The sequence below is a fragment of the Variovorax ginsengisoli genome (genome assembly GCF_030811835.1).
GTDB classification, from domain to species: Bacteria; Pseudomonadota; Gammaproteobacteria; order Burkholderiales; family Burkholderiaceae_C; genus Variovorax; species Variovorax ginsengisoli_C.
On record NZ_JAUSRO010000004.1, the window covers coordinates 62,151 to 84,169 of the forward strand.

The following is a 22,019-nucleotide window of genomic DNA, read 5'->3' on the forward strand; positions in this document are numbered from 1 at the left end:
CCCCGATGAACCCAGAACAGTACGTCCAGGAAAAGGCCGCTGCGTCGGGCAGCAGTTTTTACTACGCCTTCCTGTTCCTCCCCAAGCCGCGCCGCGCGGCCATCACCGCCTTCTATGCGTTCTGCCGCGAGGTCGACGACGTGGTCGACGAGGTGCGCGACCCGGGTGTCGCCGCGACCAAGCTGGCCTGGTGGCGCACCGAGGTTGCACAGGCCTTTGCGGGCCAGCCGCGCCATCCTGTCATGCAGGCGCTGATGCCGGCGGCACACGAATTCAACATCGAGGCGCACCAGTTGCTGCAGGTGATCGACGGCTGCCAGATGGACCTCGACCAGACACGCTACCTCGACTTCCCTGCCCTGCAGCGCTACTGCCATCTGGTGGCCGGCGTCGTTGGCGAGGTGGCCGCGCGCATCTTCGGGCAGCAGAACCCGCAGACCACCGCCTACGCCCACAAGCTCGGCCTGGCGCTGCAACTGACCAACATCCTGCGTGACGTGGGCGAGGACGCGATGCGCGGGCGCATCTACCTGCCGGTCAACGAGCTGCAGCAATTCGACGTCAAGGCGCACGAAGTGCTCAACCGTGTGTATTCGCCCCGATTCGTCGCGCTCATGAAATTCCAGGCCGCACGCGCCCATCAGGCGTACGACGAAGCACTGGCGCTGCTGCCGGCGGCAGACCGCCGCAGCCAGAAGCCCGGCCTGATGATGGCCAGCATCTACCGCACCCTGCTGCGCGAGATCGAACGCGACGACTTCAAGGTGCTCGACCAGCGCGTGAGCCTCACGCCCGTGCGCAAACTCTGGCTCGCCTGGCGCGTGCAGGCGCTCGGGCGCATGGGGTGAAGGTCGCTGTCGTCGGCGCGGGCTGGGGCGGCCTGGCTTGTGCGGTCGACGCCACGCATGCTGGACACGCGGTCACGCTGTTCGAAGCGGCACGCCAGGCCGGTGGCCGTGCGCGGCGTGTCGACGACCTGCAGGGCCTGGCCCTGGACAACGGCCAGCACATCCTGATCGGCGCTTACACCGCCACGCTCGCACTGATGCGCGAAGTCGGCGTGCAGCCGGACACCGCGCTGCTGCGCGTGCCGCTCAACCTGCGCTTTGCCGACGGCGGCGGGCTGCAGGTGCCGGCCCGCCTGCGGCCTCCGCTCGACCTGCTCGCCGGCATCGCGACCGCACGCGGCTGGGCCTGGCGCGACAAGCTGAGCCTGCTGCGCACGGCGCTGCATTGGCAACGCGATGGCTTTCGCTGTGCACCCGACGCGTCTGTGGGCCTGCTGTGCACGACCCTCACGCCCCGCGTGCGCGAGGAACTCATCGAACCCTTGTGCGTCTCGGCCCTCAACACGCCTGCCGCACAGGCCAGCGGCGCCGTGTTCCTGCGCGTGCTGCAGGACGCGCTCTTCGGCGAGCGCGGTGGCGCCGATCTGCTGCTGCCACGCGTCGACCTCGGCGCCTTGCTGCCAGACCCTGCACTGCGCTGGCTGGCCACACGCGGCGCGCGCCTGCGCATGGGTACACGGGTACAGGCTGTCGCACGGCCGTGTGCCGTTGCGTCGACGGGGGGATGGGAGGTCGATGGCCAGCGCTTCGACCATGTCGTACTGGCCTGCGCACCCTGGGATGCGGCACGTCTGGTGCGGGCCGCCGACCTGCCGGAAGCCGCGTCGTGGCTCACCCGCGCCGAGGCCCTGCACCACGAAAGCATTGCCACCGTCTATGCCAAGGCGCCCGGCGTCAGGCTGCGCGCGCCGCTGCTGGCCCTGCGCGCCGACGACGAATCGCCGGCCCAGTTCGTTTTCGACCGCGGCCAGCTCGGTGGCCCACCCGGCCTGCTGGCTTTTGTCGTGAGCGCGAACCGTGCGCCACGCGAGGCGCTGCAGGCGGCGGTACTGCGCCAGGCCCGTGCCCAGCTCGGCGTGGACGCGATCGGCGTCCTGCAGACCGTGGTCGAAAAGCGTGCGACCTTCGCATGCACGCCAGGGCTGGTGCGTCCCCCAATGCACATCGCGCCGGGCCTCTTGGCCTGTGGCGACTACGTCGACGGTCCCTACCCAGCCACGATCGAGGGCGCGGTGCGCAGCGGCTCGGACGCAGCGGCTGCGCTCATCTCCTGACCCACCGGACATCGCCCATGCGACTGGACTATCTCGATTTCGATTGCAGCGAAGACAGCGAAGGCGTCGGCACCTTCGATGCGCTCGCCTCCACGACCGCCACGCAATTGCCCGCTGTGCATGCCGAGATCGAGACCGTGCTGGCCTGGGCGCATGGGCAGTTCCCCGAAGGCCCTGGCGCGGTGGCCGACGGCGCCGACTGGGACATCGACCTGCAGAGCCTGCGCGAGTACAGCGCGGCCGACACGCTGACGTACGACCCCGCCACCGGCCGGCTGCGACTGACACCCGGCGGCGACGGCGAACCGCGCCACACCACCAGCTTGTCGATCAGCGGCAGCGCGGCGTTCAGCGCCGCATTCCGAGATGCCTTCGAACTGGACTGACGCTCTGGCTCAAGGCTCGCCGTCCGCTGCCGTGCGCCGGTAGTTGTAGTTTTTGTTCAGCCGCTCCATCAGATAGTCGCCATAGCGCACCGGCGGATACTGCGGCGGGTTCATGGCATCGGTGCAGGTCGGCAGGCACTCGATCACGGTGTCCATGCTCGGATCGAGAAAGTAAGGCAGCGAATAGCGGTCACCGCCGGAACGGTTGATCACCCGGTGCGGGGTCGACACGAAGCGGTTGTTGGTCCACCGCGCCAGCATGTCCCCGACATTGAGCACGAAGGTGTCGGCCATCGGTGGCGCCTCGATCCAGTCGCCGGCGCGCGGGCGGACCTGCAAGCCCCCCGAGTCGTCCTGCGCGAGCAGGGTGATGATGCCGTAGTCGGTGTGCGGCGCCGAGCCGAACTGGTCGTCCGGGCCCACCGCCTGTGGCGGATAGTGCAGCGCACGCAGGAAGGTCGTCGGCCGCTCGAAATGATGGTCGAGCGCGTGCGCCGGCAAGTTCAGGCTCAGGGCGATCAGCCGCACGATGTGGCGCGCCACGGCATCGACTTCACGCTGGTACTGCAGCATGCGCGGCTTGAAGTCGGGCAGCCACTGCGGCCACTGGTTGGGGCCCTGCATCGGCGCGCCAGCCCGCAGGGCCGGGTCGTCGGGTGCGAGCTCGTGCATCACCATCAGCGATTCGCTCATGTTCGGCTGCGTCACCCGGGCCACCGACGAGGTCACGATGGTGGACGTCGCCATCCCCATGTAGCCCCTATGGAAGGCATTGATGGCCAGCGACTGCTTCTGCGCCAGGCTCGACGCGTGGAATTCCCGCGAGGCGGCAAAAGCGGCAGCCGTGGTGGCGGGCGCCACTGTGTGGCCGCGGATGTAGGCAAATCCGAGCGTGCTCAGCGCCTGAGCCAGTGCATTCGCGACGCGCGCGGCACCGCTGCCGCCCACGTCGAGGCTGCCTTCGAGATCGATCACAGGAATGGACACCGGTTGCTCCTCTCGTTCAGATGGGGGTGGCACGGGGTCGTCCCGGGCCACGTTTGGGCGCACCTTCGTGCAACTGCAGTCGCGCTGGCGGGTCCGAAGGGTCGGGCCGGGCGAGAAAGGCCTTACGCGTCATGGCCCAGGCGCGCACCACCAGGTCGCGCACCACCGCTTCGGCCCGCACCGGATCGCCAGCGCGGATGGCAGCGAGCATCTGGCGGTTCGAGCGGATGGCCAGCGGCAGCATCTTCTGGTGCTCCATGTAGGCCCAGTGCCGGTAGCGCAACGCCGGCTTGTCGAGCTGGGCGAGCAGCGCCGCCAGCACCGGGTTGCCGCTCTCGCGGTGCAGGATGCCCGTCAACTCGACGTTGGCCTGGAAGCCCGCGGCCAGGTCGTGCTGCGCCTGGGCATCTTCCATGCGCTGGAGGCAATCCGCGAGCCGCGCAACGGTGGCCGTGCGCGCCGACGCACCGGCGACCGCACCGGCCGCCAAGGCTTCGAGCGGCACCCGGCAGCTGTAGATGTGATCGAGGTTCTCGACCGTCATGGGCGCCACGTGCACCCCGAAACGCGGCCGGCGCGTGACCAGGCCGTTGGCTTCGAGCAGGCGCAGCGCCTCGCGCAGCGGCGTGCGGCTGATCTTGTAGAACTCGCACAGGTCGGCCTCGATCAGGCGCGTGCCGGGGGCGAACTCCCGGGTGATGATCTTGCGCTCGAGCATGGCCAGCGCGTCGAGCGCCAGCGGTGCGAATGCGGCACCCGCTTCGTCGGGGGGTGTCATCGCGGGTTGGTCGCTGGTCGTCACTGGCACGAGGTCATGAATCAGAAACGCTGGATTTTCAGCCCGACGAGCTTCTCGGTCGCCATGACCGCGAGCAGCGCCATCACGATGCTCATGGTCGAGACCGCCGCCGCCTCGGGGGTGAAATTGAACCGCAGGTAGTCGAAAAGCTGCAGCGGCAACGTGGCACCGCCCACGTCCTTGAGCAGGTAGGAAATGCCGAAGGTGTCGAAGGAGATGATGAACGCGAACAGGCAGCCGTTGATGACGCCAGGCTTGATCAGCGGCAGCGTGACGCGGCGAAAGCTCACCCAGGGGCTGGCGCCAAGGCTGCGCGCGGCCAGATCCCAGTTGCCGTCGAAGCCGTGCAGCGCCGTCACCACGTTGAGGAAGACGAAAGGCAAGGTGATCAGCACGTGGCCCACCATCATCCCGATACCGAACTTCGTGCCGATGCCGATCGCATAGAAAAAGAACAGCAGGGCCATGGCCGTGAGCACCTCAGGCAGCAGCAGCGGCAGCAGGATGGCCACGCGCAGGCTTTCCTTGCCTCGCGCGGCAAAACGCACGTAGTACAGCGCCGCAGCCACGCCGATGACGCCCGAGACCGCCGTGGCGGCCGCCGCCAGCCAGAGCGAGTGCACGATTGCGTCGATGAACACCTGGTTGTTCAGGAAGGCGACGAACCACCGCAGCGACAGCCCGCGCGGCGGGAAGGTGAGGAACGGCCCCGAATTGAAGGACGCGCCGACCACCACCACGATCGGCGCCAGCAGGTAGGCGCAGATCAACAGGCAGAACAGGCCGAGCAGGACACGTGAAGCGCGCATGGGACTCCCCTACTTCCAGCGGATGCGGGTGAGCCGCATGAACAGCACCACCACCAGGCATGCGGCGGCAGACAGGATCAACGCCAGCGCCGAGCCAAGCGGCCACTGGAACTGGTCGATCAGCGTCTCCACCACGATCACGGCCATGGTCTTGACCCGCATGCCGCCGATGAGCACCGGCGTGACGTAAGCGCTGACGGCGAGCACGAAAACCAGGATGGCACCCGACTGGATGCCCGGCAGCGCCAGAGGCAGCACGATGCGGCGAAACACCTGGCGCGGCGGTGCACCCAGCGAACGCGCCGCATTCTCCAGCGCCGGGTCGATGGTCTGCAGCGCGCCCATGATCGGCAGCACCATGAAGGGCAGGAACACGTGCGACAGCGCCACGACGATGCCGAAGGTGTTGTACATCAACGGAATCGGCGCATCGATCGCGCCGATATCGAGCAGGGTGCGATTGATGAAGCCGTTGTTGCCCAGCAGGATGGTCCAGCCGTAGCTGCGCACGACGATGCCCACCAGCAGCGGCGACAGCACGACGCCGTACAGCACGGCGCGCCAGCGGCTCGATGCGCGCACGATCTGCAGCGCGAGCGGAAAGCCCAGCACCAGGCACACCAGCGTGCTGAGCAGGCCGATCCACAGCGTCTGCAGCAGCGCGCCCACGTAGTAGAAGTCGGCAAAGAACTTGGCATAGCCGGCGCCTGAAAAGCCGCTGCCATACGGCATGTTCGGCGCCGGCGCGCGCAGGCTCATCACGACGATATTCAGATAGGGCAGGACCAGGAAAACGCCGATCAGCACCAGCGCCGGTGCGACCAGCAGCAGCGCGCGGCCTTGCGGTTGGGCGGCACGCGCATTCATGGCGTGGCCACGGCCCACAGCCTGGCGGGGTCCAGCACGAGCGCGACCGGGTCGCCCACCTCGTGCAGCGCCGGAGGCGCCACCTGGACGTTGAGCACCTGGTCGCCAACGGCAATGCGGTGGTCGATGAAGGCGCCATGGAAGTAGCGCGCGATGACGGTACCGCGCAGCGCGTGCGCAGAGGTCGCCGTGGTCAGCGCAATCGCCTGCGGCCGCGCGATCACCGACACCCGCGTGCCTGCTGCGAACTGCGCCTGCTGCGGCATGGGCAGGCGGCCCAGCGGCGAGTCGACGGCGAACGCGCCGGGCGATACCACCCCCGCGATGATGTTCGCCTGGCCGACGAAGCGTGCCACCGCCTCGCTGGCCGGGCGGTCGTACACCGTCTCCGGCGCAGCTGCCTGGGCAATCTGGCCACCGAACATCACGACCACGCGGTCGGACATGGTCATGGCCTCGGCCTGGTCATGCGTCACATACAGCGTGGAGATGCCGACGCGGCGTTGCAGGTCGCGGATGAACGTGCGCATCTCGTCGCGCAGCGTGGCGTCCAGATTGGCCAGTGGCTCGTCGAGCAGCAGGATCTTCGGCTCGATCACCAGCGCACGCGCCAGGGCCACGCGCTGCTGCTGTCCCCCGGAGAGTTCCCGCGGATAGCGCGCGCCCATGCCGCCGAGCTGCACCAGGTCGAGCACCGCCGCCACGCGCGTGGCGATCTCCGGCTTCGGTCGGCCGCGCATCTCCAGGCCGAAGGCCAGGTTCCCTGCCACCGTCATGTGGGGGAAGAGCGCGTAATTCTGGAACACCATGCCGATGTCGCGCTGCTCCGGCGGCAGGGGCGCCACGTCACGGCCATCGAACAGGATGCGGCCCTGGTCGATGGCCTCGAAGCCTGCCAGGCATTTGAGCGTGGTGGTCTTGCCGCAGCCACTCGGGCCCAGCAGCGAAATGAATTCGCCATGCGCGATGTCCAGCGAAATGCCGTCGACAGCGGTCGCACCACCGTAGCGCTTGACCAGGGACTGGATGGAGACGGTGGTCACTTGCCGACGACCTCGTTCCAGCGCTTGGTGATCGTTTCGGTGTTCTTGTTCATGAAGTCCCAGTCCCAGGCCAGGAACTTGTCCATGTCCTTGCCGGAAATCGGAACGTCCTTCTTCAACGCCTCGGGCACGACCACCTTGCGGTTGACCGGTGACACGAAGAACTCCTTCATCAGCACCGTCTGGCATTCGGGGCTCAGGATGAAGTCCAGGTAGGCATGGGCCTGCGCGCTGGGGGCGCCCTGGGGAATGTTGAAGGTCTGGTCCCACATCAGCAGCCCCTCTTCCGGAACGATGCAATCCACCGGAAGGCCCTGGTTGCGCAGGCGCGCGATCTCGCCGAAGTCGAAAGGTGCCACCACCACTTCGCCAGTGGACATCATGGTCGACATGTTGAAGTCGGTCTGCATCACCCGGCCGAGCTCGGCCAGCTTCTTGAAGCCGACATCGATGTTGTGGATGTCCCCGCCATACAGCTTGGAGGCGAGCATCAGCATCATCTTGCCCGCCGTGTTCTGGATGCTGTAGAGCCCCAGCCGGCCCTTGAATTCGGGATTGGTCCAGAGGTCCTTCCAGGACTTGGGCGGCTTCTTGACCATGTCGGTGCGGTAGCCGATGCCAATCGGCGACACGAGCCCGACCGCGCCCCACCCGTCGGCTGCGGCGGTGGCAATCGGATAGACGTCCGCCAGATTCGGCACCAGGCTGCGATCGAGCTTCTGGAACTGGCCTTCCGCGCGCAGCACCGAGGCATAGATCTCGTTGGTCATCACGACGCCGTAGGGCGACTTGCCCACGCCAGCGGCACGCATCGTCGACATATAGGTACGGCCCAGGCCGACGTCCAGCCTGGGCTGGATCCGCGTCTTGGCCGTGAACATCGGCAGCAGCGTGGCGCGCCAGAACTTTTCCCAACTGCCGCCATAGGTGGTGACGACCAGCTCTTCAGCCGCCCGCGCCATGCCGGGCACCGCCATGATGCCGGTGCCCATGAGCGCCGCGAGGGCGTGCAGAACGTGACGTCGACTCGGTGCATTCATGGCGGGGCCTTTCGTTGGTCAATTTCGTTGGTTAAATTCGGTATACTGAATTTCGAAAGCAATATTTGTTCCACATCAAGAGGTCGCGGATGCACCGTCTGATCATCGACACCGATCCCGGCCAGGACGACGCGCTGGCCCTGCTCGTTGCGCTCGGCGCGCCCGACATCGAACTGCTGGGCGTGACGACGGTCGCGGGCAATGTGCCCGTGACCCAGACGGCCGACAACGCGCGCCGCATCCTCGAACTGGCCGGGCGCGGCGACGTGCCTGTGTTCGCGGGTGCCTCCCGACCGTTGCTGCGCGCACCGCGTCCGGTGCCCGAGATTCATGGCGAGACCGGCATCGATGGCTGGGACTGGCTGCCCGCGCAGCGCCCGCCAGAGGCGATGCATGCGGTCGACTGGCTGGTCGAGACCCTGCTGCGGGAACCGGCGGGCAGCGTCAGCCTGATCGCTCTGGCACCCCAGACCAACCTTGCCCTGGCGCTGCGCCGCGCGCCGCAGATCGCTGAGCGGCTGGCGCGCGTCGTGTTCATGGGCGGCGGCTACTTCGAAGGTGGCAACATGACGCCGGCGGCTGAATACAACATCCTGGTCGACCCGGAAGCCGCGGCCATCGTGCTGGGCGCCGGACTCGATCTGACCGCGGTGCCGCTGGACTGCACGCACAGCGCGCCAGCACCGATCGACTGGTCAGTGGAACTCGACGCGCTCGGCACCAGCGTGGGGAGTGCCTGTGGCGGCATGGTGCGCTTCTTCGAACAGTACGGCAACCGCAAGTACGGCACCCGTTCGCGCCCGCTGCACGACGCCGTGGCCATCGGCGCCTTCCTGTGGCCGGAACTGTTCGACGGGCGCCTGTGCCCGGTGGACGTCGAATGCGCCGGGCGCCTCACCACGGGCATGACGGTGGTCGACTGGCTGCGGCAGACCGGCGCGCCGGACAACTGCCACTGGGTGCGCACCTGCCTCGATCCCGCACAGCTCTATGCGCGCATGCTCGGCTGCCTGGCCCGGCTTCCGTAGCTCAGTCGCGTCCCAGCGCGCGGCACAGCGCATGCAGGTCGGGCACGGTCAACTGCGGCGACCTTGCGCCGTGCGACCAGGGCACACGTTCGTCCTCGGGCATGCGCAGGACCCAGGCGGCCTGCATGCCTGCATCGAGTGCACCGACCACATCGAGCAAAGGGTCATCGCCGACGTGCAGCACCTGCGCCGCCGACACGCCAAGGGCCGCGGCGGCCGCATGAAAAATGGGGGCGTGCGGTTTGGCGCTGCCGAATTCCCGCGCGCTGAAGGCCGCGCGAAACCAGCGATCGACGCCAGTGAGCTTCAGGTCCGCGTTGCCGTTGGAGATGGCGACCAGCGGGTAGCGGGCGCTGAGCCATTCGAGCGCCTCGGCCGCATCGTCGTAGAGCACCACGCGCTGGCGCTCGGCAAAGAACACGTCGAAGGCCGTGTCCGCCAGCGCGGGGTCCTCGTTGGCGCGGCGCAGCGCCAGCCGGATCGACTCGCGGCGCAGCGCGCTCAGGTCGTGCGCGAGGTCCGAGCGTTCGCGCTCGGTCGCGGCGCGCAGTTCGCGCAGCACGCCAGGCGACACCAGCAACTCGGCCGTCTTGGGCGCCTCGCGCAGCAACCAGTCGTGCAACACGCGTTCTGCGCGGGCAATGGTCGGCCAGATCGGCCACAGGGTGTCGTCGAGGTCGAGCGAGATGGCGGCGATCCGTGCGAGATCGAGGCCTTCGGTGGGCGCGGTGGCCGGAGTCTCCTGGGTCATGCCCCAGAATATCGCATGCCTCTGCCAGCCACACACGGCGCCGGGTCCATACCGAACCCGGCCCACCCCACGATGCCCACGCCACCACCGTCCTCTGCCCCCTCCTCCCCACGCACGGCTGTGCTCTGGTGCAACCTCGGTTCTCCGGACGCACCGACCGCGCCCGCCGTGCGGCGCTACCTCTCGCAGTTCCTGCACGACCACCGCGTGGTGGAGATTCCACGCGCCATCTGGTGCCTGATCCTGCACGGCATCATCCTGCGCGTACGCCCGGCCAAGTCGGCGGCCAAGTACGCCAGCATCTGGCTGGCCGAAGGCTCGCCCTTGAAGGTCTGGACGGCACGCCAGGCCGCATTGCTCGACGCGCGCCTGGCCGCACGCGGCCACCGCGTGACGGTGCGCGACGCCATGCGCTACGCCAACCCGGCCATCGGCGACCGTCTCGATACGCTGCAGGCAGAGGGCGTGGACCGGGTGCTGGTGCTGCAGGCGTATCCCCAGTATTCGGCCACGACCACAGCCAGCGTCATCGACGCCGTCACCGCGTGGACGCAGCGCCGACGCCGCCTGCCCGAGATCCGCTTCGTCAACGACTACCACGACGACCCCGCCTACATCGAGGCGCTGGCGCAGGGGGTCGAAGCCTGGTGGGCCGTGCACGGCCGGCCCGACCAATTGGTGATGAGCTTCCATGGCATCCCGGCACGCAACATCGCGCTGGGCGACCCGTACCAGTCGCAATGCCTGCGCACCGCGCAGTTGCTGGCCGACCGGCTGCAACTGTCGGCCGACCAGCACCGCGTGACCTTCCAGTCGCGCTTTGGCCGGGCCAAGTGGCTCGAGCCCTACACCGAGCCGACCTTGCGCGCGCTGGGCGCTGCCGGTGTCGGGCGGGTCGATGTGATGTGCCCGGGTTTTCCGTCGGACTGCCTGGAAACCCTGGAGGAAATCGCCATGGAGGGCCGTGAGGCCTTCCTGCATGCGGGTGGCAAGACTTTCCATTTCATCCCCTGCATGAACGACAGTGCAGTGTGGATCGACGCGATGACGGGGCTGGCCGAACGCCACCTCGCCGGCTGGGACACGCAGGCCAGCAACGCGCCGCCCACCGTCGACGGCGCTTTGGCACAGCGCTTGCGTGACGGCACACCGCCCCTGTCGATCGAAAGCGACGGCACGGTCTTCTAGACTCGGTGCTTTCCGCCCATTCCCCAAGCCCAAAAGCCCAAAGCCCAACGCCACGCCGAACCGCAAAGACCATGAGCAACGTCCACGTCATCGACCACCCCCTCGTCCAGCACAAGCTCACCCTGATGCGCCGCAAGGACGCCTCCACCAACAGCTTTCGCCGCCTGCTCAACGAGCTGAGCTCCCTGATGGCCTATGAGGTCACGCGCGACATGCCGATGCAGGACATCGAGGTCGAAACGCCGCTGGAAGTCATGACCTCCCGGGTCATCGACGGCAAGAAGGTAGTGCTGGTGTCGATCCTGCGGGCGGGCAACGGCATTCTGGAAGGCATGCTCAGCGTGATTCCCGGTGCGCGCGTGGGCCACATCGGCCTGTACCGCGACCCCAAGACGCTGACGGCGGTGGAGTACTACTTCAAGATGCCCAGCGAGATGCAGGACCGCGACATCATCGTGGTCGACCCGATGCTGGCCACCGGCAATTCCGCCGTGGCCGCGGTCGAGCGCCTGAAGGTACTCAAGCCGAAGTCGATCAAGTTCGTCTGCCTGCTGACCTGCCCCGAAGGCGTGAAGACGCTGCAGGCCGCGCATCCCGACGTGCCGATCTACACGGCCGCCATCGACCGCGAGCTCAATGACCACGGCTACATCCTGCCGGGCCTGGGCGACGCGGGTGACCGTATCTTCGGGACGAAGTAGAGCTCGCCCCCAGGCTGCGCGGCACTTCGTGTCCGCTTCGCCTTCCCCCTGCCGGGGGCAACACCAGAGGCCCGGCGGAGCCGGTTCCTCGGTGTTTCTGGAAGGGGGCTCGCTGCGCTTTGCGTCACTTTGGCACGGGGGTACTGGCGTGTTTATTCATCAAACAGGGGAAGAACTTGACCATTCGCCGACAACTGATCGTTCGTTGCGCCGCCGTTGCGGTGGGCGCGGCCGGCCTGGCCTTGGCGCTGTCGGGCTGCGCGGGCATGTCCACGACCGGCGCGGTGCGCCTCGACGAGACGCCGCGCATCGCAGTCATCACCGCCTTCCAGCCCGAAATTGTGCTGCTGAGCCAGCGCCTGCAGGGCGCAAAGCGGTACAGCGTGAACGGCAACGACTTCACCACCGGCACGCTGGAAGGCAAGCCGGTCGTGCTGTTCCTGTCGGGCATCAGCATGACCAACGCGACCATGAACACCCAGGTCGCGCTCGACCGCTTCAAGGTCAGCCACATCGTCTTCAGCGGCATCGCGGGCGGCGTGAACCCGGCGCTGCACATCGGCGACGTGACCGTGCCCGTGCAATGGGGCCAGTATCTGGAGGTGCTGATGGCGCGCGAAACGGCGCCGGGCACCTACAGCCCCCCGCCCTGGATGAAGGACGTGACGATGCCGGCCTTCGGCATGATGCACCCGCGCCCGGTCGAGGTCCGCTCGGCGGCACAGCCTGACATCGTGCGCAAGTTCTGGTTCGAGGTCGACCCCCAGATGCTCGCCGTGGCGCGCAGCATCGGCAATGTCGAACTGGCGAACTGCGCGGCCGGCAAGTGCCTGACCACCCAACCCAGACTGGTGGTCGGCGGCAATGGGGTGTCGGGCCAGGCTTTCATGGACAACAGGGCCTACCGTGAATACGTGTTCAAGAACTTCCAGGCCAACACGCTCGACATGGAAACCGCGGCCGTGGGCATGGTGGCCTACAGCAACGGCGTGCCGTACCTGGCCTTCCGGTCGCTGAGCGACCTGGCCGGTGGCGGCAGCGAAGAGAACGAGATGGGCACCTTCATGGGCATCGCGGCCGACAATTCGGCCAAGGTGATGCTGGCTTTCCTGGCGGCCTGGAAATAAAGGCCACATCGGTTCGCCTGGTGCCGTTGCCGCGGAGCGCGCGGCGCCCGACACGCAAAGATTCACCCGCATCGGTCCGCCAACAGGGCAACAGGAACGTTGTTCCCTGAATGACCGAGCGCCCGTCTGCGTTCCAATCTGCGAACGCTTCCTCTACCCGCATGCCATCTGCCCCCGACACGCCACGCTCGGCGCCCGCCCTCTGGCTTGGCGCCTGGTGGCTTCGCCTTCGTCCCTGGCTGTTCGCCACAGCCGGCGTGCTGCTGTTCGCGCTCATGGCCAAGGCGCTGCACGGTTTTCTCGACGAGGTCCGCTACGACGAGGTCATGAAGGCGGTCACGGCCACGCCAGACCTGGACATCGCGCTGGCCGTGCTGGCCACCGCCGTGAGCTACCTGATCCTGGCCGGCTACGACTTCTCGGCGCTCGGTTACGCCCATGCCCGGGTGCCCCGCCCGACCGTGTTCGTCACCTCTTTCGTGGCTTATGCGCTGTCGAACACCATCGGCCTGGGGCCGCTGACCGGTGGGGCGATCCGCACCCGCATGTACACGGCCGCGGGCCTCAAGCCACACCAGATCGCGCAGGTGATCGTCTTCAACGTCGCGGCTTTCGGCCTGGGCATCACGGCTTTCGGGGCACTGGGGCTGCTGTGGGGGGCGCGCGACGTCGCGCCGCTGCTGCACCTGCCGGCCTGGCTGATGCAGACGCTGTCGGCCGCCGCCTTGGCCGCACTTGCCGTCTTCTTTTGGGTCTGCACACGGCGGCGCATGCTGCGCCTGGGCGCGCGCTGGACGCTGCGGCTCCCGACGCCGAGGCTGGCAGGCCGCCAGCTGCTGATCTCTGCCGTGGAGCTGTGCGCTTCGGCGGCCGCCCTGTGGTTCCTGCTGCCGCCCGGGCAGATCACGCTGGCGACCTTCATCGTCTTCTACGCCATTGCCATCGCGGCCGGCATCGTGAGCCATGTGCCCGGCGGCATCGGCGTGTTCGAGGCCGTGATGCTGCTGGCCACGCAGAACCACATGGCCACCGATGCGATGCTCGGTGCGCTGGTGCTCAATCGGGGCATCTACTACGTGCTGCCCTTGGTCGTGGCAACGGCCCTGTTGATCGGCTACGAGTTGCGCTCGGGCGTGGCGGCGCCCCTGGGTCGGGTGGCGGTGCGCCTGAGCCCGCGGTTGATGGCAGCGCTCGCGCTGGTGGCGGGCATCTGGCTGCTGGTGTCGGGCGTCACGCCGCTGACCGAGGACGCGAGGCTGATGCTCGCGGCGCTGCGTGTCCCGTTGCCGCTCATCGAAGCCTCGCACTTCCTCGGCAGCGTGGCCGGCCTGGGTTTTCTGCTGGTCGCGCGCGGCCTGTTCCACCGGCTCGACGCGGCCTGGTGGGCGGCCTTCGTGCTGTCGGTCGTGTCCGCCGGACTCGCCTTGCCCAAGGGCATCGCGCTGAACGAGGCGGCGCTGCTGTCCACGCTGGCCGTGCTGCTGCTGATTTCGCGGCACCAGTTCGACCGGCCGTCCTCGCTCTTCTCGCAGCGCATGGAGCCCGAATGGCTGCTCACGCTGGCGGGCGTGCTGGCCGCCTGCACCTGGGTGCTGGTGTTCGCCTACCAGGAGGTCGGCTACACCAACAAGCTGTGGTGGCAGTTCGAGCTCGACGCCGAGGCGCCGCGCTCGCTGCGCGCATTGCTCGGCATCGCGCTGGCCGCCCTGGCGTTCGGGCTCTGGCAGTTGCTGCGGCCGAGCGCTGGCGTGGTCGCGCCGCCGAGCCCCGAGGACATCGATCGCGCCGCGGAGATCGTGCGAACCAACCCGGCCTCCGAGGGCTGCTACGCACTCACCGGCGACAAGCACCTGCTGTTCTCGCCGTCGCGCAACAGCTTCCTGATGTTCGGCAGGCAGGGGCATTCCTGGATCTCCCTGTTCGGCCCGATCGGCGATCGACGCGAATGGCCCGACCTGGTCTGGCGCTTCGTCGAGCTGGCGACCTCGCACGGGGGCCGCCCGGCCTTCTACCAGGTGCGCCCGGCAAGCCTGCCGCTGTACCTCGACTGCGGCCTCCAGGCCTTCAAGCTGGGCGAATATGCGCAGATCGAACTGCCCGACTTCAACCTCAAGGGCGCCAAGCGCGCCAACCTGCGCTCGGGCATGAACCGGGGTGAACGCGAGGGCCTGCGCTTCGAGGTGCTGGCGCCCGCACAGGTCGAGGGCGTGATGCCAGCGCTGCGCGTCGTGTCCGACCAGTGGCTCGAAGGACAGAAGACCCGCGAAAAGGGCTTTTCGGTCGGCCGCTTCGACGAGCGCTACCTGCGCCGGCTGCCCGTCGCGGTGGTGTGGCGCGAAGATCGGCTGATGGCCTTCGCCAGCCTGCAGGTGACCGATGCCGCGCAGGACGCGGGCGTGGACCTGATGCGCTATGTGCCCGACGCACCGCCGGGCACCATGGACTTCCTCTTCGCCAAGATCCTGCTGCACATGCAGGCGCAGGGGTACCGCAGTTTCGGCCTGGGCATGTCGCCCATGGCCGGCATGGCCACGCGCCGTCGCGCCCCACGCTGGCAGCGACTGGGCCGGCTGCTGTTCAAGTACGGCGAACGCTTCTACAGCTTCCGCGGTCTGTACCAGTACAAGGACAAGTTCGAGCCCACCTGGGAGGCACGCTATCTGACGGCGCCGGGCGGCATTTCGCCGCTGCTGGTGCTCGCCGACGTGGCGGCACTCATCGGCGACGGCGGCAAGACAGGACACGATTCATGAAGACCTCACTCGTTCGCGCGCTGTCGGCTGCGGCGCTGTGCGCTGCCGCACTGCTGGCGCCCACGCTCGCACCGGCGCAGGCGCGCCCCTTGCAGGCGCCTTCGGCCAGCGTCATCTCGTACGGGCAGTTCGACAACATCCAGCTGCTGCGCCCGGCCGGCAAGGTGCAGCAGTTCGTGGTGCTGCTGACCGGCGGGGAAACGCCGGCCGCCAGCGATCGCAAGCTCGCCGACACGATGGTGGCGCGTGGCGCCATGGTGGCGCTGGTGCCGATGGCGCCCTTCTACCGGCGCCTGATCGCCGACAGCCAGGTGTCCAAGTGCGTGTACGGCGGCGGTTCGGTCGACAACTTCGCGCGCCATGTGCAGGCGCAGGACCAGTTGCAGACGTACATCGAGCCGTTGCTGGTGGGGACCGGCGATGCGGCCGCCTTTGCCTACACGCTGCTGGTGCAGTCCCCGGCCGACAACTTCACGGGCGCGATTTCGGTCGGCTTCTGCCCGCGGATGTCGCTGGCCATGCCTCTGTGCACCGCCAATGAACTGCGCACCCGCCTGGCGCCCGACGGCAAGACGGTGGAACTGCAGCCGGCCGCGCGGCTGGTCGCGCCCTGGGTGGCATCGCCGCCGGCCACGGCGGCGGCCTGCCCTGCCGGTGCCGCACCGTCCAGCGCCGCAATCACCGCATCGGCGCCGACCGCCCCCGCAGCCTTCGTGAAGGCCGTGCCGCAAGCCACCTGGATCGCACCCGCCACGCCGGCCGACGGCGCCGACGGCATACCCGCTGGGTTCGCCGCGGCTTACGACAAGCTGGCGGCGCAACGCGTCGCGCTCGGCGCACCACCTGCGCAACTGTCCGATCTGCCGGTGGTGGAAGTGCCGGCCGCAGGCAGCGGCAAACGTTTCGCCGTGCTGATCTCCGGGGACGGCGGATGGGCCGCCATCGACAAGGGCATCGCCGCCGGATTGGTCAAGGACGGCGTGCCGGTGGTAGGCGTGGACTCGCTGCGCTACTTCTGGACCGCTCGCACGCCCGAAGGCATTGCCACCGACATCGACCGCGTGATCCGCTATTACGCCGCGCGCTGGCAGCGCAGCGAGGTGCTGCTGATCGGCTTCTCGCAGGGCGCCGACGTGCTGCCCTTCGTCTACAACCGGCTGCCCCAACGCACCCGGGACAGCATCAAGCTGAACGTGCTGCTGGCACCGGGCCAGAAGGCAGCCTTCGAGTTCCATGTGAGCAACTGGCTGGGCAAGAGCGGCGACAAGCCGATCCTCCCGGAGGCCGTGAAGCTCAAGGCAGCCAACACCGTGTGCTTCTATGGCACCGACGAGAAGGCCGATGCGCTGTGCCCGCTGCTCGATGCGTCGCAGACCCGCACCGTCGCGATGCCGGGCGGCCACCACCTGGGCGGCGACTACGACGCATTGGCCACGCAGGTGCTGGGCTTCGTGCCGCGGTAGGCCGCGCAGCGGCCAGGAAGTGCCGCGGCGGCCTCGCCGTCTTCGCCCTCCTTGCCCTCCGCCAGCTCGATGCGCACGTCCAGCGGACCGCGCCCGCCGAAAGCCTCCGCCCCCGTGTCGATGCGGCCCAGCACATGGAAGCCGCCGGCAAGCGCCTGGCCGTCCTGCGCGTGCAGGATCGCCAGGTCGGGCCCGGCCGACCAGCAGATGATGTCGCCGACTTCGTAGCCTTGCAGGCGTTGTGGCGCCAGTGGCATCGCGCCCGGCAGCGGGCCGAACTTCTCGCGGCCGAACAGGCCGTAGAGCGTGATCGCGAGCGGCAGCATGGCCGCGAAGGCCCGCGCTGCCTCGGTGTCGGCCAGGGTGGCAGGCACGGCCCGGCCATCGAGCGTCAGATGAATCTTCATGGTGGACCTCGTTCGATGATGTGCGATGGGTGGGCCGTCGGTGGCCCTTCAGCGGCCCAGCTGCATCTCTCGCAGCCGCTTGACGTCGCGTGCCGGCGGCAGGCCGAAGAAGCGGCTGTATTCGCGGTTGAACTGCGACTGGCTCTCGTAGCCCACGCGGTGCCCGGCGGTGGCGGCGTCCAGGTGTTCGCCGATCATCAGGCGGCGCGACTCCTGCAGCCGCAGCTGCTTCTGGAACTGCAGCGGGCTCATCGACGTGACCGCCTTGAAGTGCTGGTGCAGCGACGACACGCTCATGTGGATCGCATCCGCCAGATCGTCGATGCGCAGCGGCTCGCGAAAGCGTTGCGACAGCAGGCCGATCGCCTGCGCGATGCGCTGGCTGTGGCTGTCGACCCCGGCCATCTGGGCCAGGCGCCGGCCGTCGGGCGAGCGCATCAGGCGGTAGAGGATCTCGCGCGAAATCAGCGGTGCGAGCGCCGGCACGTCCTCGGGCGTGTCGAGCAGTTTGACCAGGCGCAGCACCGGGTCGAGCAGCGTGGTCGACAGCTCGCCGGTGAAGATGCCGCGCTCCGGCGCGCTGCCGGACGACGCGTCACCCTGGCCGAATTCGAGCGCGAGGGCCGCGATGTCCTTCGCGTCGAAGGCAAGGCGCAGGCCGAGGTACGGCGACTCGGGCGAGGCATCGATCACCTGCCCCGACACCGGCAGGTTCTGCGACGCCACGAGGTAGCGGCTGCCGTCGTAGATGTAGACCTCGTTGCCGAGCAGCACGCGCTTGCTGCCTTGCGCCAGCACGCAGAAGGCCGGCTCGTGCATGGCATGCACCGGGTGCTGCATCTGCGAAGCCCGTGCCAGCAGGAGCCGCGGGATGGCCGTCTCGTGCGCGCCATCCACCCGCGTCAGGCGGTCGATGGTCGCGGCCAGTTCGGCCCGCATCAGCGTGACCTGCATCTGGTCGACAGGGGCTTCGGCGCGCAGCGGGATAGGGGTGGATGTCAGCATGGACCGGAGCTTAGGCGGCGCGACGGCGCTTGTCTCTAGCCTGGCGCGCTCGGCGGACGATCGTGCAAACATCGGCAACGATCCTGCAAAGGGCGATGGCGCGACGATGACGCGACGATCACGCGACAATGGCCCGGCATGCCGATTCAAGGAGATCCCCCGCCCCCACGCCCTGTGGCCCGGCCCCTGCCGCGGGTCGCGCGCTGGCTGCTGCTCGCCTTCGCCGGCCTGTGCCTGGTGCTGGCCGTCATCGGCGTGATCCTGCCCGGCATGCCCGCCACCGTCTTCCTGCTGATGGCCGCCTGGGCCGCGGCACGCAGCTCGCCCCGGCTGCATGCGTGGCTGCTGGGCCACCGCCTGTTCGGCCCGATGCTGCGCGACTGGGAGAACGGCCACTGCGTGAGCCGCCGCGCCAAGTGGAGCGCCGCGGTCGCCATGACGTTCTGCGCCGTTTTCCTGGCGTGGACCGCTCCCCGCCCCTGGATCGCCGCCGTCGGCATCGGCTGCATGGCCGTCGTGCTGGTGTGGCTGTGGCGGCGACCCGAGCCGCAGGGCTGATCCGGTTGCCGGCGGACGGGCGAACTACCTGTCCGTGACGGGCTCCAGCCCGGTCTTGGCGATGGTGGGCGCTGCTGCCGGCGACGCCAGGTATCGGATCAGTTCCGCCGCCGCCGCGGGTTGCGTCGACGCCGTTGCCACACCAGCCGAGAACACCGTGACGCGCTGCACCTCCGCCGGCAGCGGGCCGATGTAGTCGATGCCCTCGATCGGCAGCAGCTCGCTCACCTGCTGCAGGCCCAAGGCCGCGTCACCTCGCGCCACCACGGTGCCCACGCGCTCGCTCAGGATGCGCCGGCTCTTGGGCTTGACCTGTGCCTCGATGCCGAGGTTCTTCAGCAGCTCGATTTCGTAGTAGGTGCCGCTCGCGCTGGCCGAGTAGGCGATCGACGGCGCCGCCAACAACGTGCGCTTGAGCGCGTCGACCGTTGAGATGTCCGGCCGGGGCGCGCCGCGTTTCACGGCGAAGCCGATCGACGAGCGCACCAGGTCGACCTGGCTGCCGGCGACAACCTTGCCGTCCTTCACCAGCGCGTCGAGCGCCGAGCGCGCAAGGATCACGACGTCCGCCGGCTCGCCGCGCCCGAGGCGGCTCGGGATCGAGTCGGCGGCGTTGCCCATGGACGCGCCATAGGCGGTCTTCACCGTGTGGCCTGTCCGCTTCTCGAAGTCCGGGCGCAGCTCGTTGTAGGCGGCGGTGAAGCCGCCCGAGGTCATCACGTGGATGTCGGTGCCGGCGGGCTTGCTGCCGAGGCCGGTGCAGCCGGCGAGCGCGAGGGCGCCGGCCAGCAGTGCGAGGCGGCGAGTGATCGGGCGCGTTGTCGGGCGCGTGATCGAAGCAGTGGGTGCCATGGTGTCTCCAGGTCGTTGATTGCTTGATGGGTCTGGCCATCGTAGGCAGGCAAGCTGTCAAACAGCCGGCACCGGGACGAGGGTTATCCCGGGACGCTCACGGCGCGTGGGCGCTGTGGCTAGGCGCGCGCGGCCTCATCCCAAGCCGCGAGCAGGTCCGGCCGGCGCAGGCGCTGCAGCGCCTGCCGCAGGTGCGGGTGGTTCGCCACGCGGGCGAGCAGTTGCTGCTTCTGCCGCGGCGTGAGCCCGCTGGCCAGGATCGGCGCCAGCCACTGCCGGCCGGCCTCGGCCGCCACGTCGCGCACCACCTTCGACGCGCCAGCCACCTGCAGGCCCAGCGCGTTGCAGAAGGCCTGCAGCCGGGCCGGGTTGAAGATCGGCTCCGCGTGCTGCATCTGCCCATCCGGCATCAGCAAAAGGGCATGGCCGCGCGCGCCGGCGTAGAGGAATGTCGCCGTGATGTCATAGGCCGGCGCCAATTCGGCGTGGCGCCGGTCGCGGTAGATCAGGCCCAGGTTCTTCAGGTGCATGTCGGCGTTGCCGAGCAGTTCGTTGACCTCGATGCGGCGCAGCAGCTCGTGCACCGCCGGCTCGCCGCACTGCGGCAGGCCCAGCAGCACGGCCGCGATGGCGAGGTACGACTCGGTGTACTTGTGCTCGGGCGGCTTGCCGAAGACCTGCGCGAAATCCTCGAAATGGATCTTGTCGCCATGGTCGCGGTCGAAGCGCGTGACCGCCAGGAACTGGCCGTCGACCTCGTCGCCCAGGTCGTAGCGGTGCGGTGCCGTCAGCGCCGTCATCGGCACCAGCTCGAAGCGACACACGTCGACGCCAGCCAGGCCGGCCAGCGTCATGCCCAGGTTCTCGAGCTGCGGCATGCGCGGGTATTCGGCCGACGGCAGCTTGGCGATGATGGCGGCGTCGCCCTGCGAGGTGCGGCCGACGAAGCGGCCTTCGGCATTGCGGTTGACGCCGATCTTGGGCTGCACGCCGGAGATCGACAGCGCGTCCTGAAAAGGCTCCGACCAGACGGAGGCTTCGAGCGCGTCCTGGTTCTGCGTGACCAGGCGCTGCAGCGTGTCGCGGGAGATGTCTTCCCACTCTGCCGTGACCGCGCCCGGCATGTTCTTGCCGCAGGCCGCGATCATGGCCATGTGGTCCATCGGATCGATGGCCGCCTCTTCTGCCACGAAGCGACGGAAGATGCCTTCGGGCAGCAGGTTCTGGAAGAACGGCGGCAGCTGGGCGTCGCCCTTGCTGCCGGTCGTGCTGTTGAATTCGGGCCGGGTCACGTCGAGCCAGAAGGACTGTTGCTGCGCCGGGTCGTCCGCGCGCATCGACTCCGACAGCACGTCGGCCTCGGCCCAGGGGATGCGGGCATAGGCCTCGTCGGCGACGAAGCGCAGGATCGGCGGCAGACCGGGCTGCTCGTACTTGAACAGGCAGCCGATGCGCCGGCCATGCAGCTTGATGACCAGGACGGGCACGTTCATCGGCGGCCTTCCTTGAGGCGCGCCAGCCGCTGCTGGACGGCCGACAGCGCATGCGTCGGGCTGCCCTCGGCGGATGTGCGCAGTTCGGGCAGGCCGCGCTCGAGCGCGCGGGGCACGGTGACCAGGTCGAGCCGCAGCACGTCCATCACGGCCAGCAGCGTCGACACCTGCACGTCGTTGCCCTTGAGCAGGCGGTAGACGGCCTGGCGACTGACGCCGGCCTTCTCGGTCAGCGCCTGTCGCGTCAGACCGCTCGCCTGCCGGGCCGCTTCCAGACGGTCGGCCAGTTCCAGCAAGGTGCTCATGATGTTGCGTATTCGATTATTTATTCAAAATCTTATCGTATATGCAACGCAATGACGTTGCGAATTCAATGCATTTCATATTTTCTTATCGTATTCGATACATTTCAATCCAACATCCTGGGTTGTTGGCGGAAGTCACGCGCCTCCACCGAGGCCGCATTCCCATCAGAAGCCGCCGATCCGCTTGCTTTCCTACGCCGGTACGCGCCCTGGGCGTGCGCAGCGCGGCCTGCCCGCTGTCGACCATGTCGGCCTACGCACTGAACACGGTGAACCCATGAAAAATCTCCTCCTCGCTGCTGCCCTCGGCCTGACGGCATTCGCGCTGGCCGCCT

22 protein-coding genes are annotated in these 22,019 nt (G+C 68.3%); 10 read left to right on the forward strand and 12 right to left on the reverse strand.

What is annotated here, in order from left to right; all coding sequences use genetic code 11:
• Positions 1–5: 5 nt before the first annotated feature.
• Genes hpnD through J2W36_RS06535 form a run of 3 tightly spaced genes read left to right on the forward strand, consistent with a single transcriptional unit; the run spans position 6 to position 2,508 of the window.
• Positions 6–848, forward strand: a complete 843-nt coding sequence (gene hpnD / locus J2W36_RS06525; protein ID WP_307688883.1) for a presqualene diphosphate synthase HpnD — start codon at positions 6–8, stop codon at positions 846–848.
• The gene (gene hpnE / locus J2W36_RS06530; RefSeq protein WP_307688884.1) at positions 845–2,122 is read left to right on the forward strand and encodes a hydroxysqualene dehydroxylase HpnE; all 1,278 of its coding nucleotides are present in this window, start codon (positions 845–847) and stop codon (positions 2,120–2,122) included. The genes hpnD and hpnE overlap by 4 nt, the downstream gene beginning before the upstream one ends.
• A 17-nt stretch (positions 2,123–2,139) precedes the next feature.
• Positions 2,140–2,508 (forward strand): hypothetical protein, encoded by a 369-nt coding sequence (locus J2W36_RS06535; RefSeq protein ID WP_307688885.1) that lies wholly within the window; start codon positions 2,140–2,142, stop codon positions 2,506–2,508.
• A 9-nt stretch (positions 2,509–2,517) separates the two neighbouring features.
• Here the strand turns inward: J2W36_RS06535 and J2W36_RS06540 are convergent, their stop codons facing one another.
• Genes J2W36_RS06540 through J2W36_RS06565 form a run of 6 tightly spaced genes read right to left on the reverse strand, consistent with a single transcriptional unit; the run spans position 2,518 to position 8,053 of the window.
• Entirely contained in the window at positions 2,518–3,495 is a 978-nt protein-coding gene (locus J2W36_RS06540) for an isopenicillin N synthase family dioxygenase (protein ID WP_307688886.1), read from the reverse strand.
• 16 nt (positions 3,496–3,511) lie between these two features.
• Positions 3,512–4,273 carry a GntR family transcriptional regulator gene (locus J2W36_RS06545; RefSeq protein WP_307688887.1) on the reverse strand — a complete coding sequence of 254 codons (762 nt, stop codon included), beginning with the start codon at positions 4,271–4,273 and terminating at the stop codon, positions 3,512–3,514.
• A gap of 41 nt (positions 4,274–4,314) precedes the next feature.
• Positions 4,315–5,103 carry an ABC transporter permease gene (locus tag J2W36_RS06550; RefSeq protein ID WP_307688888.1) on the reverse strand — a complete coding sequence of 263 codons (789 nt, stop codon included), beginning with the start codon at positions 5,101–5,103 and terminating at the stop codon, positions 4,315–4,317.
• Between the two features lie 9 nt (positions 5,104–5,112).
• Positions 5,113–5,970 (reverse strand): ABC transporter permease, encoded by an 858-nt coding sequence (locus J2W36_RS06555; protein ID WP_307688889.1) that lies wholly within the window; start codon positions 5,968–5,970, stop codon positions 5,113–5,115.
• Positions 5,967–7,013 (reverse strand): ABC transporter ATP-binding protein, encoded by a 1,047-nt coding sequence (locus J2W36_RS06560; RefSeq protein ID WP_307688890.1) that lies wholly within the window; start codon positions 7,011–7,013, stop codon positions 5,967–5,969. The genes J2W36_RS06555 and J2W36_RS06560 overlap by 4 nt, the downstream gene beginning before the upstream one ends.
• The gene (locus J2W36_RS06565) at positions 7,010–8,053 is read right to left on the reverse strand and encodes an ABC transporter substrate-binding protein (protein WP_307688891.1); all 1,044 of its coding nucleotides are present in this window, start codon (positions 8,051–8,053) and stop codon (positions 7,010–7,012) included. The genes J2W36_RS06560 and J2W36_RS06565 overlap by 4 nt, the downstream gene beginning before the upstream one ends.
• Positions 8,054–8,142: 89 nt before the next feature.
• On the opposite strand from J2W36_RS06565, the gene J2W36_RS06570 reads away from it, so the two are divergent.
• The gene (locus J2W36_RS06570; RefSeq protein ID WP_307688892.1) at positions 8,143–9,081 is read left to right on the forward strand and encodes a nucleoside hydrolase; all 939 of its coding nucleotides are present in this window, start codon (positions 8,143–8,145) and stop codon (positions 9,079–9,081) included.
• 1 nt (position 9,082) lies between these two features.
• Here the strand turns inward: J2W36_RS06570 and J2W36_RS06575 are convergent, their stop codons facing one another.
• Positions 9,083–9,832: an HAD-IA family hydrolase gene (locus J2W36_RS06575; RefSeq protein WP_307688893.1), complete on the reverse strand. Its 750-nt coding sequence runs from the start codon at positions 9,830–9,832 to the stop codon at positions 9,083–9,085.
• 72 nt (positions 9,833–9,904) lie between these two features.
• Between J2W36_RS06575 and hemH the strand changes: the two genes are divergently transcribed.
• The 5 genes from hemH (at position 9,905) to J2W36_RS06600 (ending at position 17,064) form a co-directional block, all read left to right on the forward strand.
• Positions 9,905–11,020, forward strand: a complete 1,116-nt coding sequence (gene hemH / locus J2W36_RS06580; RefSeq protein ID WP_307689209.1) for a ferrochelatase — start codon at positions 9,905–9,907, stop codon at positions 11,018–11,020.
• A 71-nt stretch (positions 11,021–11,091) separates the two neighbouring features.
• Positions 11,092–11,721: a uracil phosphoribosyltransferase gene (upp, locus tag J2W36_RS06585; protein WP_307688894.1), complete on the forward strand. Its 630-nt coding sequence runs from the start codon at positions 11,092–11,094 to the stop codon at positions 11,719–11,721.
• 266 nt (positions 11,722–11,987) lie between these two features.
• Complete coding sequence (locus J2W36_RS06590) at positions 11,988–12,848, forward strand: 5'-methylthioadenosine/S-adenosylhomocysteine nucleosidase (protein ID WP_307689210.1); 861 nt, start codon at positions 11,988–11,990, stop codon at positions 12,846–12,848.
• A gap of 161 nt (positions 12,849–13,009) precedes the next feature.
• Positions 13,010–15,601, forward strand: a complete 2,592-nt coding sequence (gene mprF, locus J2W36_RS06595) for a bifunctional lysylphosphatidylglycerol flippase/synthetase MprF (protein WP_307688895.1) — start codon at positions 13,010–13,012, stop codon at positions 15,599–15,601.
• A complete protein-coding gene (locus J2W36_RS06600) occupies positions 15,598–17,064 on the forward strand; it encodes a virulence factor family protein (protein WP_307688896.1) in 1,467 nt (488 codons plus the stop codon). The genes mprF and J2W36_RS06600 overlap by 4 nt, the downstream gene beginning before the upstream one ends.
• Here the strand turns inward: J2W36_RS06600 and J2W36_RS06605 are convergent.
• Together J2W36_RS06605 and J2W36_RS06610 are read right to left on the reverse strand one after the other, a co-directional pair.
• Positions 17,019–17,471 (reverse strand): cyclophilin-like fold protein, encoded by a 453-nt coding sequence (locus J2W36_RS06605; RefSeq protein ID WP_307688897.1) that lies wholly within the window; start codon positions 17,469–17,471, stop codon positions 17,019–17,021. The two genes, J2W36_RS06600 and J2W36_RS06605, sit on opposite strands and share 46 nt — an antisense overlap.
• A 48-nt stretch (positions 17,472–17,519) precedes the next feature.
• Positions 17,520–18,476 carry an AraC family transcriptional regulator gene (locus tag J2W36_RS06610; RefSeq protein ID WP_307688898.1) on the reverse strand — a complete coding sequence of 319 codons (957 nt, stop codon included), beginning with the start codon at positions 18,474–18,476 and terminating at the stop codon, positions 17,520–17,522.
• Between the two features lie 138 nt (positions 18,477–18,614).
• Between J2W36_RS06610 and J2W36_RS06615 the strand changes: the two genes are divergently transcribed.
• Positions 18,615–19,034 (forward strand): YbaN family protein, encoded by a 420-nt coding sequence (locus J2W36_RS06615; protein ID WP_307688899.1) that lies wholly within the window; start codon positions 18,615–18,617, stop codon positions 19,032–19,034.
• A gap of 24 nt (positions 19,035–19,058) precedes the next feature.
• Here J2W36_RS06615 and J2W36_RS06620 read toward each other — a convergent pair whose 3' ends face one another.
• From J2W36_RS06620 to J2W36_RS06630, 3 genes are all read right to left on the reverse strand, one after another.
• The gene (locus tag J2W36_RS06620; RefSeq protein ID WP_307688900.1) at positions 19,059–19,886 is read right to left on the reverse strand and encodes a substrate-binding domain-containing protein; all 828 of its coding nucleotides are present in this window, start codon (positions 19,884–19,886) and stop codon (positions 19,059–19,061) included.
• Positions 19,887–20,005: 119 nt separating this feature from the next.
• Positions 20,006–21,379 carry a type II toxin-antitoxin system HipA family toxin gene (locus J2W36_RS06625; RefSeq protein ID WP_307688901.1) on the reverse strand — a complete coding sequence of 458 codons (1,374 nt, stop codon included), beginning with the start codon at positions 21,377–21,379 and terminating at the stop codon, positions 20,006–20,008.
• Positions 21,376–21,684, reverse strand: coding sequence for a helix-turn-helix domain-containing protein (locus J2W36_RS06630; RefSeq protein ID WP_307688902.1), 309 nt, complete (start codon positions 21,682–21,684; stop codon positions 21,376–21,378). Before J2W36_RS06630 ends, J2W36_RS06625 begins: the two co-directional genes overlap by 4 nt.
• Positions 21,685–22,019 lie beyond the last annotated feature (335 nt).